Annotated in this window: 14 protein-coding genes; 7 read left to right on the forward strand and 7 right to left on the reverse strand. The window is 66.9% G+C overall.

Annotation, left to right across the window (positions count from 1 at the left end; all coding sequences use genetic code 11):
- The first annotated feature begins 107 nt into the window (after positions 1–107).
- From B0I00_RS01285 to B0I00_RS01295, 3 genes are all read left to right on the forward strand, one after another.
- Positions 108–395: an integration host factor subunit alpha gene (locus tag B0I00_RS01285; protein WP_198519115.1), complete on the forward strand. Its 288-nt coding sequence runs from the start codon at positions 108–110 to the stop codon at positions 393–395.
- Positions 392–799 (forward strand): MerR family transcriptional regulator, encoded by a 408-nt coding sequence (locus B0I00_RS01290; RefSeq protein ID WP_100865558.1) that lies wholly within the window; start codon positions 392–394, stop codon positions 797–799. The genes B0I00_RS01285 and B0I00_RS01290 overlap by 4 nt, the downstream gene beginning before the upstream one ends.
- A gap of 68 nt (positions 800–867) precedes the next feature.
- Entirely contained in the window at positions 868–2,301 is a 1,434-nt protein-coding gene (locus B0I00_RS01295; RefSeq protein ID WP_100865559.1) for an NAD-dependent succinate-semialdehyde dehydrogenase, read from the forward strand.
- Between the two features lie 4 nt (positions 2,302–2,305).
- Here the strand turns inward: B0I00_RS01295 and B0I00_RS01300 are convergent, their stop codons facing one another.
- The 3 genes from B0I00_RS01300 to B0I00_RS16965 are packed head-to-tail and all read right to left on the reverse strand — an operon-like array spanning position 2,306 to position 5,780.
- Positions 2,306–2,848, reverse strand: a complete 543-nt coding sequence (locus tag B0I00_RS01300) for a SixA phosphatase family protein (RefSeq protein ID WP_100865560.1) — start codon at positions 2,846–2,848, stop codon at positions 2,306–2,308.
- Positions 2,845–5,589, reverse strand: a complete 2,745-nt coding sequence (locus B0I00_RS01305; protein WP_100865561.1) for an ATP-dependent DNA helicase — start codon at positions 5,587–5,589, stop codon at positions 2,845–2,847. The genes B0I00_RS01300 and B0I00_RS01305 overlap by 4 nt, the downstream gene beginning before the upstream one ends.
- 41 nt (positions 5,590–5,630) lie before the next feature.
- The gene (locus B0I00_RS16965; protein WP_157812446.1) at positions 5,631–5,780 is read right to left on the reverse strand and encodes a hypothetical protein; all 150 of its coding nucleotides are present in this window, start codon (positions 5,778–5,780) and stop codon (positions 5,631–5,633) included.
- A gap of 308 nt (positions 5,781–6,088) precedes the next feature.
- On the opposite strand from B0I00_RS16965, the gene B0I00_RS01310 reads away from it, so the two are divergent.
- From B0I00_RS01310 to B0I00_RS01325, 4 genes are all read left to right on the forward strand, one after another.
- Complete coding sequence (locus tag B0I00_RS01310; protein WP_100865562.1) at positions 6,089–6,556, forward strand: hypothetical protein; 468 nt, start codon at positions 6,089–6,091, stop codon at positions 6,554–6,556.
- Between the two features lie 97 nt (positions 6,557–6,653).
- Positions 6,654–7,667 (forward strand): adenosine deaminase, encoded by a 1,014-nt coding sequence (locus B0I00_RS01315; RefSeq protein ID WP_100865563.1) that lies wholly within the window; start codon positions 6,654–6,656, stop codon positions 7,665–7,667.
- On the forward strand, positions 7,664–8,224 hold the full coding sequence (locus B0I00_RS01320) for a phosphoribosyltransferase (protein ID WP_100865564.1): 561 nt from the start codon (positions 7,664–7,666) through the stop codon (positions 8,222–8,224). Before B0I00_RS01315 ends, B0I00_RS01320 begins: the two co-directional genes overlap by 4 nt.
- Positions 8,225–8,271: 47 nt before the next feature.
- Positions 8,272–9,864 (forward strand): lysine--tRNA ligase, encoded by a 1,593-nt coding sequence (locus B0I00_RS01325; protein ID WP_100865565.1) that lies wholly within the window; start codon positions 8,272–8,274, stop codon positions 9,862–9,864.
- A 9-nt stretch (positions 9,865–9,873) separates the two neighbouring features.
- On the opposite strand, the gene B0I00_RS01330 is transcribed toward B0I00_RS01325, so the two are convergent.
- The 4 genes from B0I00_RS01330 to B0I00_RS01345 form a co-directional block, all read right to left on the reverse strand.
- Entirely contained in the window at positions 9,874–11,016 is a 1,143-nt protein-coding gene (locus B0I00_RS01330) for a glutathionylspermidine synthase family protein (protein WP_100865566.1), read from the reverse strand.
- Positions 11,017–11,019: 3 nt separating this feature from the next.
- Complete coding sequence (locus B0I00_RS01335) at positions 11,020–11,424, reverse strand: hypothetical protein (protein ID WP_100865567.1); 405 nt, start codon at positions 11,422–11,424, stop codon at positions 11,020–11,022.
- Positions 11,421–11,828, reverse strand: coding sequence for a DUF350 domain-containing protein (locus B0I00_RS01340; protein ID WP_100865568.1), 408 nt, complete (start codon positions 11,826–11,828; stop codon positions 11,421–11,423). The genes B0I00_RS01335 and B0I00_RS01340 overlap by 4 nt, the downstream gene beginning before the upstream one ends.
- A gap of 99 nt (positions 11,829–11,927) precedes the next feature.
- Positions 11,928–13,730, reverse strand: a complete 1,803-nt coding sequence (locus tag B0I00_RS01345) for a DUF885 domain-containing protein (RefSeq protein WP_232730066.1) — start codon at positions 13,728–13,730, stop codon at positions 11,928–11,930.
- Positions 13,731–13,744 lie beyond the last annotated feature (14 nt).

Genomic DNA, 13,744 nt, shown 5'->3' on the forward strand with positions numbered 1-13,744 from the left:
CGCCTAACCCACAGGATTTGTGGGGTTCCGTTGCCTTTTCGCGCCACTTGGGACAGACTGCGAATCGCAGGTCGCGCTGCCAACAGGAAAGGAGCTCGCTGCGCTCCATGTCTACTCTTACCCGGGCCGATCTGGCCGAAGCCCTGAACCGCAAGCTTGGCCTTTCGCGGTCGGATTCCCTCAACATGGTCGAAGCAATTCTTCGCCATATGTGCGAAGCGCTGTCTAACGGCGAAAACGTCAAGATCTCCGGATTCGGGACGTTCCTGCTGCGGGACAAGGGTGAACGCGTGGGCCGCAACCCCAAGACCGGGATCGAAGTGCCGATCACGCCGCGCCGCGTCATGACCTTCCGCGCCAGCCAGATGCTGAAGGATCGGATCTCCAAGGGATGAGCGATTCGCCGTTGTTCGACGATGGCAAGGATCCCGGGGCGCTTCGCACGATCGGCGAAGTGGCCAAGGCGCTTGGAATTCGCCAGCATGTCCTGCGCTATTGGGAAGAACAGTTCCCCACGCTCCGCCCGCTGAAGCGGGGCGGCGGACGCCGTTATTATCGGCCCGATGACATCAGGCTGGTCGAAACCATCGACCGGCTCGTCCACCGCGAAGGCTATACCCTGAAGGGCGCACGCATGGCGCTGGGCAGCAAGGGCGCGCCGGCTCCGGTTTCCGGCACCCCAGTCGGCGTGACCCCGGCCGCGCCGCGCAGCGCGCCGGCCCCTTCGCAGGGCGGCGTCTCGCGCGACCGCCTCATTGCCCTGCGCAACACGCTCGCCACTGCGCTAAAAGACGCCTGAGGCGACGTCCCCCTCGAAATCGTTCCGATCAGTCGCTAGATGCCGTTCCCCAACAGGAGCGACACATCATGACCACCGGATACGACGCCGATCTGGCACTGCTGATCAACGGTAGCTGGAAACTGGGCGAGGGGCGCGACCTTTTTCCGGTGGTCGATCCCGCCAAGGGCGAGACGATCGCCGAACTGCCGCTGGCCAGCCCGGCCGACCTCGACGAGGCGCTGGACGCCGCCGACAAGGGCTTTGTCCTGTGGCGCGCGACCCCGGTTGAACAGCGCGCCGCCATCCTCCACAAGGCCGCCGCGCTGATCCGCGAACGCGCCGATGCGATCGCCCGCCTGCTGACCCAGGAACAGGGCAAGCCGCTGGTCGAGGCCAAGGGCGAAGTTGCCGGCAGCGCCCAGCTGTTCGACTGGTGTGCCGAAGAGGCGAGCCGGATCTACGGCCGCGTGCTGGTGCGCCCCAGCGGGCAGCGCGCTATGGTGCTCAAGCAGCCGGTCGGCCCGGTCGCTGCCTTCAGCCCGTGGAATTTTCCGGTCTACCTGATGGCCAAGAAGCTGGCCCCGGCGCTGGCGGTCGGTTGCTCGGTCATCGCCAAGCCGCCCGAGGAAACGCCCGGCAGCTGCGGTGCGCTGATGCGCTGCCTGACCGATGCCGGCTTGCCCGCCGGAGTCGCCCAGATGGTTCACGGCGTTCCCGACGAGGTCAGCCGGCACCTTCTCGGCAGCCCGGTGATCCGCAAGGTCAGCTTCACCGGATCGACCCCGGTCGGCCGCCATCTGATGCGGCTGGCCGCCGACGGCCTCAAGCGGATCACGATGGAGCTGGGCGGCCATGCGCCGGTGCTGGTGTTCGAGGATTGCGACCTCGACAAGACGCTCGACATGGTGGTGCCGCAGAAGTTCCGCAACGCCGGGCAGGTCTGCGTCAGTCCGACCCGCTTCTACGTTCAGGCAGGCATCTACGAGCGCTTCGTCGAAGGTTTCGCGGCGCGCACGGCGCAGGTGAAGACCGGCCACGGGCTCGAGGCCGACACCAGGATGGGCCCGCTGGCCAATGTCCGCCGCCCCGACGCGATCAGCGCGCTGGTCGAGGACGCCGCCGCCAAGGGCGCGCGCGTGCTCGCGGGCGGGCACCGCGGCAACCAGGGCTTCTTCTTCCAGCCGACCTTGCTCGCCGACGTGCCCGACCACGCCGATATCATGAACAACGAGCCCTTTGGCCCTGTCGCCGTGGCCGCGCCGTTCACCACGCTGGACGATGCTATCGCCAAGGCGAACCGGCTGCCCTACGGCCTTGCCGCTTTCGCCTTTACGGAGAACATGCGCCAGGCGAACTTGCTGGGTGACGCGGTCGAAAGCGGGATGGTCGGGATCAACACCTTCGCCATCAGCGTGGCCGATGCGCCGTTCGGCGGGATCAAGGATTCGGGCTTCGGCAGCGAAGGCGGGATCGAGGGGATGGAAAGCTATCTCGCCACCAAGGCGATCCACACAGCCTGACCATTCAGGTCAGTTGAGGGCCCAATGTGGGATCGAGGTCGCGCGGGCGGGTGAGGTGGACCAGCCGGGCGCAGTTGTCCGCCAGATCCGCCCAGCGATCGATGTCCAGTTCGAGCACGGCATAAGCCGCGGTCGGGAACTTCACTTCGACCACGTCGCGCAACGGGCTCGATCCGTCGTCAGGCACCAGATCGAAGATCAGATCCTCAAGACCAGGGTTGTGGCCGACCATGAGCGTTGCGGAAAAACCCTCGTCCTGTTCGCGCAGAAGGTCGGCCAGGGTCGCGCTGCTGGCGAGGTAGATGCGCCGGTCCCAGTTGACGGCAAGGGGGCGCCCGGCTGCCTCGGCGGCGATCTCGACGGTTTCGGTGCAGCGCACGGCGGGGCTGGAGATCACGTGATCCCAGGCCACACCGTGATCGCGGATATGACGGCCCATGATCGCCGCGCCGGTGCGGCCGCGCTTGTTGAGCGGGCGATCGAAATCGCGCGCGCGCGGGTCGGCCCAGTCGGACTTGGCGTGACGGAACAGGCCGAGGAGTTTCACGGGGACCTTTCGTGTAGGGCGGGCGCTCCAAAAGCACTGGTCGCCACCCGTTGTAAAGCCTCGTCCAGCGTCACGCGCATGACGGGCGTGCCGTGCGGAAAGGCATCGAGCAGGCGGCTGGGGAAGGCGGCCGAAAGAACCACGAAATGTCCGTGGTCCTCGCGGCTGCGGATCAGCCGGCCAAAGGCTTGGGCCAGCCGGGCGCGGATGATGGCATCGTCATAGGCGCTGCCGCCGCCCGCCAGCCGCCGCGCCCGATGCAGGATCGACGGCTTGGGCCAGGGTACCTGCTCCATTATCACCAGCCGCAGCGAGTGGCCGGGCACGTCAACCCCGTCGCGCAGGGCGTCGGTACCGAGCAGGCTGGCACGCGGATCGTCGCGAAAGATATCGACCAGCGTCCCGGTGTCTATCGGGTCGACGTGCTGGGCATAGAGCGGCAGGCCAGCGCGGGCGAGGCGGTCGGCAATGCGGCCGTGGACCGCGCGCAGGCGGCGGATCGCGGTGAACAGGCCAAGCGCGCCGCCCTGCGCCGCCTCGATCAGGCGGCCATAGGCGCCGGCCAGCGCGCCGACATCGCCGCGCGGAACGTCGGTGACGATCAGGACCTGTGCCTGCGCAGCATAGTCGAACGGGCTGGCAAAGCTCGACAGGTCGGGCACCAGCCCCAGTTCGGACGCGCCGCTGCGGGCGATCGCCTCGTCCCAGCCTTGCTCGCCGCCGCTGCTGCCGTCCTTCAGCGTGGCCGACGTGATCATCACCCCGTGCGCCGGTTCGAGCACGGTATGTGCAAAGGGCTTCATCGGGTTGAGCCAGCGGCGGTGGATCCCGACGTCGAATTCACGCGCGTCGGACCGGTCGACCGCCAGCCAGTCGACGAATTCGGGATCGGCCGGTCCGCCTAGCCGCCCGAGCAGCGCTTCCCACGCGGCAAGCAGGTCGATCCGCCAGGCGAGCGAATGGCGGGCGCCCTCGATTCGCGCGCGGCCCGCGCCGTCGAGCCAGTCAGGCGGCTCGGCTGTGAGGGCGTCAATCCGGACCCCTAGCCGGATCAGCGGGCCGCGCAGTTCGGCGAGTGCCGCCTGCGCCGCGCCGGCCCGCTCGACGAAGTCGCCATCAAGCTGGGCGGCTTCGGTCTCGAGGCCATAGCCAGCTTCCTGGCCGCCGCTTTCGTCGCGGGCATAGACCGTGGCGCGGACCCCGGCGAACAGCTCTTCCAGTGGGCCCCACGGAGCCCCTTCGTTGAGCCGCTGCAGCCAGCCGTCGCCAGGCAGGGCCTCGGCTGCCTCGCGTGCTGCGGCGATTGCCTTGCCGCCGCCCTCGTCGTAGCTGGCCAGGTCCGCGAGCCGTGCGGCAAGTCCGCGCCGGCGGCCCTTCGATCCGCGTTCGGGGCCGATCACCCAGCGGCGCAGTTCGATCGTTTCGGCCCCGGTCAACGCGGCGGCAAAGGTCGAATCGGCGGCCTCGAACACATGGTGGCCTTCGTCGAAGACGATGCGGGTGGGGCGCTGGCCTGCGTCGCGGCTGCGCGCGGCGTTGACCATGACCAGCGCGTGATTGGCGATGACGAGATCGGCCTGGGCACTGGCCCGCGCGGCGCGCTCGATGAAGCATTTGCGATAGTGCGGGCACCCGGCATAGACGCACTCTCCGCGCCGGTCGGTCAGCGCCGCAACGCCTCGTTGGCGGAACAGCGTGCCAAGCCAGCCCGGCAGATCGCCGCCAATCATGTCGCCGTCCTGGCTGTAAGCGGCCCAGCGCGCGACAAGGTGCGCAAGGATCGCGGCTCGCCCCGAAAAACCGCCTTGCAACGCATCCTCCAGGTTGAGGAGGCACAGGTAGTTCTCGCGCCCCTTGCGCACCACGACCGGGCGCGTCCCATCGGCGCGGCTTTCGCCCCAGGCGCGGCGACTTTCGCGCCGCAGCTGGCGTTGCAGCGCCTTGGTGTAGGTCGATACCCAGACGGTCCCGCCGCTCTGCTGCGCCCACAGCGAGGCGGGCGCGAGATAGCCCAGCGTCTTGCCGATGCCGGTCCCCGCCTGCGCCAGCAGCAGGTGCGGCTGGCCTTCGCGCCGGCGCGGGGCAAAGGTGCTGGCGGCCTCGACAGCGTAGGTTTGCTGCGCCGGACGCGGTTCGGCACCGACTCCGGTCAGCGCAGCCAAACGGGCGATTACGTCGGCATCGTTGAGGGAAACCTGTGAAGGCTGGGGCCTTTCGGGTGCGTCCTCCCATTCGGGCAGGCGCGCGAACAGCCAGCGCTCGGCCTTGTCGGGTCGCGCGATACGGGGAGCAAGGAGGGTCGCCCAGGGCCATCGCTGCCGCGTCAGGCTTTGCAGCGCGGTCCAGGCGCCCTCGCCCTCTGTCCAATCGGGGGCGGCGCAGTGGGCCAGCAGCGCCTCGGCGGCCTGCTGAAGCAGCGCCGGGACATGCTCGTCGCCGAGCGGTTCAGGGAGGTCGAGTGCGTGGGCCAGCCCCTTGGGCGTCGGCACCACGAAGCGGGCGGGATGCACGAAGGCGAACAGTTCGAGAAGATCGAGCCCGGACAGGTCCGGATAGCCGAGCCGGGTCGCGACCAGCGGGGCGTTGACGAGAATGAGCGGGGTATCGGCAGCCGCGACGATCGCATCGCCCTTGGCCACGGTACGGGTCGTGCCCGATCCGTCTCGCAGCCAGCAGCCGCCATGGCTGGCGTGCATGGCAGGCAAGGGAAGAAATGGCGGGCTGCCGGACATTGCCCGCATCTAGAACGAAAAGGAAACGGATGGGAAGGGCGGCGGCGACCTCAGCGGCGGAAAATGCGCTCCCACCAGGTCATGTCTTCGGCGAGGGGGCGAATCCGGCCATAGGTGCGCAGGCGCAGCGACGGGTCCATCGGCGGGCGCGGCGCGGACCAAGTGCGGGCCGTGCTGGTGTCGTAGCCGTGCGAGATCATCGATGCCTCCTCCGTTTGCGCTACCCCTTGAACACTCTCGGCCCCGAACGGTTCCCGTGGGCGCCTCGCGACTCGGCCATTGCGGACCCGGCAAATGCGCGGCCCGCCCACGCACATGAAAATCCGCTTACAATTCAGGTGCAAGCAAATAGGACTCACTGACCCGCATGAAAGGGTACTAATGTACACAATCGGGTTGCGACTCGTATCCATAAAAATCGAAATGACGATGCCCTGCCGCGGACCTCAGGTCCGGCGGTACTTTGTGCGTACTTGCGAAAAATGCATAGAAACCGAGGGGATAGACCATGAAAAGCTTTGCCTACCTTGCGACGGGTGCTCTTCTCGCCATGGGTTCGACGTCCGTTCTTGCGCAGAATTTCACATTCGAATCAACGGCCAACGCGCCGACAACGGTTGGTGGCCCGGACATGCGCGGCCAGCCGGTGCTGGGTGCGTCGTGGACGGGCACGAGCGCAGTGACCTGGGCCGACGGCCGCAAGGCGAGTGACAAGTATACCTGCGTCAGCACGACCCAGCCGTCCAATGCCAAGATCTTCGACAGCCATGTCATCTGCGACGGATCGAACAGCGAGGGCACCTATTCGGCGGTGTTCGGCTGCCAGTTCACGTCCAAGGACCTGCAGAGCACGGGATGCGTCGGCGGCCTGACCGGCCGCACCGGCAGGTACGCGGGCATGGGCGGAACCATCACCTTTGCCGGTCGCAGCGGCAACGGTTCGGGTACGGGCACCTGGGCCAAGGCTGGCAACTAGCAAGAGTTGCGGTTGCGGCGCGCTGCCAGCCCGGTTGCGCGCCGCAACACCCGGATAAGGCGTTGACCGCCAAGCGGCGCTCGGCCAGCCTTGGCCCATGCCGAATCCCGCCCGCGACGCGCTGATCGCCCGCCTGCCCAAGGCCGAACTCCACCTGCACATCGAAGGTTCGCTGGAGCCCGAGATGCTGTTCGCGCTGGCCGAACGCAACGGCGTGGCGATCCCTTTCGCTTCCGCGCAGGAGGTGCGCGCCGCCTATGCCTTTTCCAACCTGCAGGACTTCCTCGACATCTATTACCAGGGGATGGGCGTGCTGCAGACCGAGCAGGACTTCTACGACCTGACCTGGGCCTACCTGGAACGGGCGGCTGCCGACAACGTCCGTCACGTGGAGATCTTCTTCGATCCGCAGGGCCATACCGAGCGCGGCGTGGCCTTCGAAACCGTGCTCGACGGGATCGAGCGCGCGCTCAAGGACGGCGAGGCACAGCTGGGCATCAGCTACCGCCTGATCATGTGCTTCCTGCGCCACCTGAGCGAGGACGAGGCGCTTTCGACCCTGTCCGAGGCCGCGCCCCATGTCGGGCGGATCCACGGCGTCGGCCTCGATTCATCAGAAGTCGGCCATCCGCCCCGCAAGTTCGAACGCGTCTTTGCCAAGGCGCGCGAACTGGGCCTGCACGTTACCGCTCACGCCGGCGAGGAAGGCCCGCCCGCCTATGTCCACGAGGCGCTGGACCTGCTGAAAGTCGAACGGATCGACCACGGCAACCGCGCGCTGGAAGACCCGGCGCTGATCGCGCGGCTTGCAGACGAAGGGATGACGTTGACGGTGTGCCCGCTGTCGAACCTGCGGCTTTGCGTAATCGACGCGATCGGGGCGAGCCCGGTCAAGCGGATGCTCGACCTCGGCCTCAAGGTGACTGTCAACGCCGACGATCCGGCCTATTTCGGCGGCTACGTCAACGACAACTTCCGCGCCGTCGCCGACGCGCTCGACCTCACCCACGCGGAGATCGTGACGCTTGCCGAGAACAGCTTTGCCGGATCGTTCCTGGCGCCAGCGGACAAGGCCCGTCACATCGCGGCCCTGCGCGAGGTAGCAGAGTGAGCGCCAAGACCTGGTTGACCGCCGACCGCCTGCTGGAGGACAGCTACCGGCTGGCCAACCTCATCCTCGATGCGGGCTTTCGTCCGACCCACATTGTCGGCATCTGGCGCGGCGGCGCGCCGGTCGGGATCGCGGTGCAGGAACTGCTGCAGTACCGCGGGATCGAGGCCGATCACATCGCGATCCGCACCGCTAGCTATTCGGGCATCGACCAGCAGGACAAGGAGGTCCGCGTCTATGCGCTGGGCTACCTGATCGACACGCTGAACCCCGACGACCGGCTGCTGGTCATCGACGACGTGTTCGATTCGGGCCGGTCGGTCGAGGCTTTCCTCAAGGAACTGAAGGCGCGCTGCCGCCACAACATGCCGCAGACCGTCAAGGTCGCGACGGTCTATTACAAGCCCAGCCGCAACCGAACCTCGATGCAGCCCGATTTCTACGTCCACGAGACCGAGGACTGGCTGGTATTTCCGCACGAGATCTGCGGTCTGACGGTGCAGGAAATCCGCGATCACAAGCCCGGCGCCGACCTGATCCTGCGCGGCCGCGGCTAGACTTCGCACTTGCGCAAGCGGCGCGTTCGCGCGAAGGCGCGCGGGCTATGACCGACGATGCACTCCGTTCCGCCGCACAGGTTTCCAAGGCTTGGCCCTTCGAGGAAGCGCGCAAGTTGCTGAAGCGGTATCCGGACGGTAAACCCGGCGGTGCGCCCGTGCTGTTCGAGACCGGCTATGGACCCTCGGGCCTGCCGCATATCGGCACCTTCCAGGAAGTGCTGCGCACGACGCTGGTGCGCCGCGCCTACGAAGTGCTGACAGGCGGCGCGCCGACACGCCTCGTCGCCTTCAGCGACGACATGGACGGTCTGCGCAAGGTGCCCGACAACATCGAAAACAAGGCGGTGCTGGAAGCCAATCTTCACCGGCCGCTGACCCGCGTGCCCGATCCCTTCGGTACGCACGAAAGCTTCGCCCACCACAACAACGCGATGCTGCGTCAGTTTCTCGACCGGTTCGGCTTCGATTACGAGTTCGTCTCCTCGTCCGACATGTACAATTCGGGCGCGTTCGACGAGGCGCTGAAGAATGTGCTGCGCAACTATCAGCCGATCATGGATATCATGATCCCGACCCTGCGCGCCGAACGCGCGGCGACCTATTCGCCGGTGCTGCCGGTGTCGCAGAAGACCGGGCATGTGCTGCAGGTGCCGATCGAGGTGATTGACGCCGATGCCGGGATCATCCGGTTCGAGGACCAGGGCGAGCTGGTCGAGCAGTCGATCCTTGGCGGCCTGTCGAAGCTGCAGTGGAAGGTCGACTGGGCGATGCGCTGGGTCGCTCTCGGCGTCGATTACGAGATGTGCGGCAAGGACCTTACCGACTCTGTGCGCGAAAGCGGCAAGATCGCCCGTGCGCTGGGGGGACGCCCGCCCGAAGGCCTGATCTACGAGCTGTTCCTCGATGCCAATGGCGAGAAGATCTCCAAGTCCAAGGGCAACGGCCTGACGATCGACGAATGGCTGACCTACGGCAGCGAGGAAAGCCTGGGGTTCTACATCTACCGCGAACCCAAGAGCGCCAAGAGCCTCCACGCCGGGATCGTGCCGAAGGCGGTCGACGAATACTGGCAGTTCCGCGAGAAGATTCCGTCGCAGCCGGTCGAGCAGCAGCTCGGCAATCCGGTCTGGCACCTGTTGCGCGCCAATGGCGTGGCCGAGGGCGAGGGTGAGCGTCTGCCGGTGACCTATGGCCTGCTGCTCAACCTCGTCGGCGTGCTGGGCGCTGGCGCCACGCGCGAACAGGTGTGGTCCTACCTTGGCAACTATGTCGAGGACGCCGATCCGGCGCAGCACCCCGAACTCGACAAGCTGGTGACCACGGCGCTGGCCTACAACCGCGATTTCATCGCCCCGACGCTGAAGCGCCGCAAGCCCGAGGCTGCCGAGGCGCTGGCGCTGGCCGCGCTCGACGAGGAACTGGCCGCGACCAGCGACGATGCCACGGCAGAGGAATTGCAGAACATCGTCTACGATATCGGCAAGGATCCGCACTACGGCTTCGAACAGCTGCGCGACTGGTTCAAGGCGCTCTACGAGACGCTGCTGGGATCGAGCGCGGGTCCCCGCATGGGCAGCTTCATCGCGCTCTACGGGATCGAGAACACGCGCGAACTGATTGCCGAGGCATTGGCCTGAGCGCTTCGCTCAGGCGATGATGTGCGGCAAAAAGCGGGCGCGGTTGCCAGTGATGGCGCCGTCCTCGCGGATGCCGAGGCCGGCCGCTTCGCCCGCCACGATCCACGATCCGAGCACCGGCATGCCGCGTCCGAAATCGCGCAGCGGATAAAGCTGCTGGAACACCAGGCGGCTGCGGCTGTAGTCGCCGCCGCTGCGCTGGACCAGGCGGCCGCGGCGGACGATCTCGATGTTGGCGCCTTCGCGGGCGTGGACCGGTTTGGACACGTAGTCGCTCTTGATCGCGCCCGCATCGAGGCTGGCCGGCAACAGGTTGGGGTGGCCGGGGAACATGTCCCACAGGATCGCCAGGATCGCCTTGTTGCTCATCAGCATCTTCCACACCGGCTCGAGCCAGACCGTGTCGGAAAGCCGTGCCCGAGCTGCCTCGCCGAATTCCTCGGCCACCAGCCACTCCCAGGGATAGAGCTTGAACAGCGCAGTGATCAGCTGGTCGTCTTGGTCGACCAGCCGCCCCTCGGCGTCGAGGCCGATCTGGTCGATCAGCACGGCGAGGGTGTCGAATCCTGCCTCCATCGCCAGTTCGCGCATGTAGGTGGTGGTGATCGCGTCCTCGTGCGCTTCGTCCGCTACGTGCGTGAACCAGGCCTGCGCGCCGGAGATCTGGCCCCGCAGCGTCTGCCAGCGCGCCAGCAACTTTTCATGCAGGCTGTTGAGCTGGTCGGCCTCGGGGAAGACCTCTTCCTTCCAGAACCACTGGACGATCGCGGTTTCCAGCATCGCGGTCGGCGTGTCGCAGTTGTATTCGAACAGCTTGGGCGGGCCGCTGCCGTTGTAGCCGAAATCGAAGCGCCCGTAGTCGAGCGCGGGAACAGCCGATTTCCAGCTGGTGCTGACCGCTTCGTGCCATGAGCCGGGGATGCCGCACAGCGCCATCAGTTCGGGGTTCGAGGCGATGCGCTCCGCCGCGTCACAGTAGAGCCGCTGGACCTCTTCGGTCGCGTCCTCGATCGTCGCGATCTCGGGCAGGGTGAACTCGTAGCAGGCGCTTTCGTCCCAGTAGGGGCCGTCGGCGTCGCTGTGCCAGACAAGGCCGTGTTCCTCGACCCTGGCCTGCCAATTGCTGCGGGGCTGGAGCGTCAGCCGCCGCACCGCTCAGGACCGGCCGCCGCCGAAGGAGCGCCCAAGCGATCCGAAGCCGCCGCGCTTGACCGCGGCCGACCGGGTGACGTTGGCACGTTCGGGTGCGGCGGCATAGCTTTCGCCGGGGGCCGCTACGGGCGAACCGCTGACGCCGCTGCGGGAGATGGCATCGCCATAGTAGGGAACGCGTGACCGGCGGTTGAGATAGTACCAACGGCTGCTGGTGCCGCCGATGTAGCGGCCCGAGGTGGTATCGCACTGGAAATCCTCGATCCGCTCGCCCGCCTCGTTGACGCAGATGCGGGTGTTGCGATCGGCGACGACACCGTCGTCCCAGTCGTCCCCGCCGGACGAGCAGCCCGACAGTGACGCGAGGGTCGCCGCCATGGCCGGGGTCAGCAGCAGGCGCCGGCTCATGGCACCATGCACGCGGCCTGGAGAATACCCATGCCAAGGCCCATGCCGCCCACGAACACGCCCGAGGCGACGCAGCCTTCGGTGATCCGGTCGGAGATCGCCTTGAACAGGAAGCGGGCAATCACGACGAAGACTGCCAGCTGTACCAGCCCGGCGACCAGCCCCCACAACAGCATGTCGGCCAGGTTGACCGAATGGCCGATGACCATGGCGACCGGAATGCAGAAGCCGATGAAGGTGCCGGTCAGCTGGCAGGCCGCCGCCGTGTTGCCTTCGCGGATCAGCGCAAACTCGCGGTGCGGGGTAGCCATCGAATAGAGGAACAGGAACAGCGCGGCCAGGGCCGCGGCGCTGGCGAAATAGGCGAGGAAATGCGGCAGTGCCGCCAGGAAATAGGCAAACATGAAATCCTCCCTCGGCCCTCAATATGGCGCGGCCGGGGTCCTGGCAAGCAGGTTGCCTCCTGGACCGACAGGGCAATTCGGGTCGGCGGCGCGGCGAGTTTACGACCGCCGCGAACGGGCAATCCAGCGATCGATCTTGGCCTCGAGGATAGGCAGCGGCAGGGCGCCCGACGACAGCACCTGGTCGTGGAAGGCGCGCACGTCGAACCGGCTGCCCAACGCGCCTTCGGCCTTGCGGCGCAGGCGCTGGATGGTCATGGCCCCGACCTTGTAGCTCAGCGCCTGGCCCGGCCAGGCGATGTAGCGTTCAACCTCGGCCGTGGCGTCGCTTTCGCCCATGCCGGAATTGGCCAGCATGTAGGCGATTGCCTGTTCGCGGGTCCAGCCCTTGGCATGGATGCCGGTATCGACCACCAGCCGCATCGCCCGCAGCATCTCGTCGTCGAGTGTGCCCCAGTGCTGCAGCGGGTCCTGGTAGAAGCCCATCGGATAACCAAGCGTCTCGGCGTAGAGAGCCCAGCCTTCGACATAGGCGTTGTTGCCGCCGAAGCGCTGGAAGTCCGGCAGGGTGCGGTCTTCCTGGGCAAGGCTGATCTGGAAATGATGCCCTGGCGCGCCTTCGTGGAGGTAAAGCGTGGTGATCCCGCTGAGGAAGCGGCTCTCCACGTCGTAGGCGTTGTAGTAGAACACCCCCGGGCGGCTGCCATCGGGCGAACCCTGGTTGTAGCTGCCGCCCGCCTCGTATTTCTCGCGGTAGGCGGGATAGGGTTCGATCAGCAGCTTGGTGCGCGGGGTGCGGTTGAAATACTGCGGGACCAGCGCATCGACCTTGCGCGCCACTGCCGCAAAGCCTTCGGCCAGTTGCTCGCGGGTTTTGGGATGGAAACGAGGATCGGTGCGGATCGTGTTGAAGAAGGTCCGCAGGTCCCCTCCATAGCCCAGTTCGAGCCGCACCGCGTCCATTTCGCGCTGAATGCGGGCCACCTCGCCAAGCCCGGTCTGGTGGACCTTCTGCGGATCGAGCGACAGCGTCGTGTGCTGCAGGATCGCCCTGCGGTAGAGCGTCATGCCGCCCTTCATCGCCGAAATCCCGACCTTGGCGCGCGCGGCGGGCTGATACTCGTCGTTGAGGAAGGCGCGCAGGCGGCGGTAGGCGGGATAGACCTCGTCGCGCAGCGCGGCGGTGTAGGCCGTGCGAAGTTCTGCCCGCTCTGCCGCGCTCAGCCCGGCGGGAAAGTTCCGCACCGGCGAGGTAAAGGGCGACTTGTCGAGCGGCTGGGCCAGCAGGGCGTCGATCTGTCCGACCATGTTGATGGTGGTCAGCTGCGTCTCGACCACGCCCGATGACAGCCCTTCGCGAAAGCGCGCGATGGCGTTGTCGAGCACGCGGGGGAAGCTTCGGATCAAGGCAAGGTTGGCGCGGTAATCGTCGATATCGTCATAGGGCAGCGCCCCGTCGCGCGCGACGAGCGAGGGAAACTCGACATGCAGGCCGCCGAAATGGTTGAAGGGCCGGACTGCGGTCAGCGCAACCATGTCGGGCCGCAGCCGGTCGCGTTCCTGGCGCTTGTCGACGAGGAACACGTCATAGGAAATCTGCCGCTCCGCGCTCAGCTTGCGGCGATCTATGCGCCGCATGGCGGACAGGCTCTCCTCTACCGACAGGCGCTCGGCGCGGACCAGGTTGTCGGTCAGGAGGTCACGGAAGGCTTCTGGCGAGGGCGTGCCGCCGCGGTAGATGACCGCCATGGGATCGAGCGCGTCCTCGCGCCGGGCATCGTCGCGGAACAGGGCCATCAGACGTTCGTCCTCGGTCCCGCGCGAGATCGCTGCGGCGCTGACGATCGGCGATTGCGCGGCTCCTGGTGCTGCCCCCGCGATCAGCGATGCTGCCCCCAGCATCGCCCAGACGGCCC

It is taken from the genome of Novosphingobium kunmingense (assembly GCF_002813245.1).
GTDB classification, from domain to species: domain Bacteria; phylum Pseudomonadota; class Alphaproteobacteria; order Sphingomonadales; family Sphingomonadaceae; genus Novosphingobium; species Novosphingobium kunmingense.

Coding starts and splice junctions, on each gene's coding strand:
- B0I00_RS01285 (WP_198519115.1), top strand. CDS start 108: ATGTCTACTCTTACCCGGGCCGATCTGGCCGAAGCCCTGAACCGCAAG.
- B0I00_RS01290 (WP_100865558.1), top strand. CDS start 392: ATGAGCGATTCGCCGTTGTTCGACGATGGCAAGGATCCCGGGGCGCTT.
- B0I00_RS01295 (WP_100865559.1), top strand. CDS start 868: ATGACCACCGGATACGACGCCGATCTGGCACTGCTGATCAACGGTAGC.
- B0I00_RS01305 (WP_100865561.1), bottom strand. CDS start 5,589: ATGCGGGCAATGTCCGGCAGCCCGCCATTTCTTCCCTTGCCTGCCATG.
- B0I00_RS16965 (WP_157812446.1), bottom strand. CDS start 5,780: ATGATCTCGCACGGCTACGACACCAGCACGGCCCGCACTTGGTCCGCG.
- B0I00_RS01310 (WP_100865562.1), top strand. CDS start 6,089: ATGAAAAGCTTTGCCTACCTTGCGACGGGTGCTCTTCTCGCCATGGGT.
- B0I00_RS01315 (WP_100865563.1), top strand. CDS start 6,654: ATGCCGAATCCCGCCCGCGACGCGCTGATCGCCCGCCTGCCCAAGGCC.
- B0I00_RS01325 (WP_100865565.1), top strand. CDS start 8,272: ATGACCGACGATGCACTCCGTTCCGCCGCACAGGTTTCCAAGGCTTGG.
- B0I00_RS01335 (WP_100865567.1), bottom strand. CDS start 11,424: ATGAGCCGGCGCCTGCTGCTGACCCCGGCCATGGCGGCGACCCTCGCG.
- B0I00_RS01340 (WP_100865568.1), bottom strand. CDS start 11,828: ATGTTTGCCTATTTCCTGGCGGCACTGCCGCATTTCCTCGCCTATTTC.
- B0I00_RS01345 (WP_232730066.1), bottom strand. CDS start 13,730: ATGCTGGGGGCAGCATCGCTGATCGCGGGGGCAGCACCAGGAGCCGCG.